Raw genomic sequence first — 2,360 nt, 5'->3', positions numbered from 1 at the left:
GAAGACAGTGCCATGGCCGACGAGGCCAATGCCGAAGCCGAAGCCCGCCTGCACGATCTGGGTGAACAGGTGCCTCTGCTGGACGAGCGGCGCCGCGAGCAGCAGGCGCTGGTCAACCGCGAAGCTGCCAAACACGCCGAGCTGAGCGCTCGCCTGGAAGCGCTGCGCGCGCTGCAGGAGAAGGTGCAGACCGAAGGCAAGCTCAAGCCCTGGCTGGCCAAGCACGGGCTGGATGGGCTGCCCGGCCTGTGGACCAAGGTGCACATCGAGCAAGGCTGGGAAGTGGCGCTGGAAGCGGCGCTGCGCGAGCGGCTCAGCGCATTGCAGGTCGGGCGGCTGGACACGGTGCGCGCTTTTGCGACCGACGCGCCGCCTGCCAAGCTGGCCTTTTATTCGCCGCCCGCGAGCGGCCATGCCGACAGTCACCAGACCCTGCCGCGCCTGGCCGAGTTGCTGAAGCTCAACGACGCCGGCCTGACTGCGCTGCTGAACGATTGGCTCGAAGGCGTGTACACGGCCGACACCGTGGAAGCCGCGCTGGCCCAGCGCTCCCAGCTGACGCATGGCGAGGTCATCATGACCCGCGAAGGCCATGCGGTCTCGCAGTTCGCGGTGGCTTTTTACGCACCCGACTCCGAGCAGGCCGGCATGCTGGCCCGGGCGCAGGAAATCGAGAACCTGGAACGCAGCAGCCGCGCGCAAGCCCTGCTGGCCGACGAATCGCGCACCGCGCTGATCCGCCAGGAAGCCCAGTACACCGAAGCCGCCTCGCGCCTGGCCGCGGCCCGCCGCGAAGCCGCCGAGGCGCAGACCCGCGCGCACCAGTTGCAAGTCCAGCTGATGCAGCTGAACCAGCAAGCCCAGGCAGCGAACTCGCGCCGCGGCCAGCTGGAAGAAGAACTGGCCGAGATCGACGGCCAGATGGAAGAGCTGGCAGAGCGCCGCATGACTGGCGAGGCCCGTTTCGAAGAACTGGACATGGACCTGGCCAACACCCAGGAACGCCACGCCGAGCTGGAAGACGCGGTGATTGCTGCCGAGCGCAAGCTCAGTGGTGCACGCGAACAGTTGCGAGCGCTGGAGCGCCAGGCGCAGGAGGCGCAGTTCCAGGCTCGCGCGCTGGCCGCACGCCGTGGCGAACTGCAGCGCGCCATCGAAACCGCGGCGCAGCAGATCCAGGCCAATGTGCAGGCCGAAGAGCAACTGCAAAGCGAGCTGGCCAGCTTCAACGACGCCGCGGCCCAGGCCGGGCTGCAGGAAGCGCTGGCCATCAAGCTGCAAAAGGAACAGGCGCTGGGCGCGGCGCGCAGTGCTTACGACGAACTGTCGATGCAACTGCGGCAGGCCGACGAGCAGCGCCTGACGCTGGAACGCGGCATGGAGCCGCTGCGTGAAGCCATCACCCGGCTGCAGCTGGAGTCGCAAGCCGCCCAGCTGGGCGGTGCGCAGTACATGGAGCAGCTGAGCGCAGCGGAGGTCGACCTGGCAGCGCTGGCCACCTCGATTGAAGAAGGCCAGGTCAAGCTCTGGGGCCTGCAGGGCGAGATCGACCGCATCAACCGCGAGATTGCCGCGCTGGGCGCTGTCAATTTGGCCGCGCTGGACGAACTGGCCGCGGCGCGCGAGCGCAAGACTTTCCTCGACTCGCAGAACGCCGACCTGACCGACGCCATCAACACGCTGGAAGATGCGATCCACAAGATCGATCTCGAAACCCGCGACCTGCTGATGACCACCTTCAACCAGGTCAACGAAGGCTTCGGCCGCATGTTCCCGACGCTGTTCGGCGGCGGCCAGGCCAAGCTGACGATGGTTGGCGACGAGGTGCTGGACGCCGGCGTGCAGGTGATGGCGCAGCCGCCGGGCAAGAAGAACTCCACCATCCACCTGCTGTCAGGTGGCGAGAAGGCGCTGACCGCCATCGCGCTGGTGTTCGCGATCTTCCTGCTGAACCCCGCTCCGTTCTGCCTGCTGGACGAGGTGGACGCGCCGCTGGACGACGCCAACACCGAGCGCTACGCGAACCTGGTCGCCGAGATGTCCAAGGGCACGCAGTTCCTGTTCATCTCGCACAACAAGATTGCAATGGAAATGGCCGAACAGCTGATCGGGGTCACGATGCAGGAACAAGGCGTCTCGCGCATCGTCGCGGTGGACATGGAGGCCGCCATCGGCATGGTGGAAGCCGCATGACGTTGACCACTGGTTTGGCGATTCTGGCGGGCATCGTGTTGCTTGCCGTTGTGGTGCAGGGCGCATGGGCCGCACGGCGCAGCGCACCGCGGCAAAGCCTGCCGGACGCGCCCGCGGCTTCCAATGGCGAGCGCCAGGAACCCACGATGAGCGGGTTGAGCAATGCC

General features: G+C 67.1%; 1 protein-coding gene. It reads left to right on the top strand.

Annotation, left to right across the window (positions count from 1 at the left end; translation table 11 throughout):
* On the top strand, positions 1-2,193 hold a 2,193-nt coding region (locus tag FKP22_RS27475), incomplete at its 5' end, for an SMC hinge domain-related protein (protein WP_510606731.1).
* Positions 2,194-2,360 lie beyond the last annotated feature (167 nt).

This window comes from Ideonella azotifigens, assembly GCF_006519715.1.
GTDB classification, from domain to species: Bacteria; Pseudomonadota; Gammaproteobacteria; order Burkholderiales; family Burkholderiaceae_C; genus Ideonella; species Ideonella azotifigens.
Note: the sequence above shows the minus strand (reverse complement) of the source record. Positions and strands in the feature narration are given on the sequence as shown.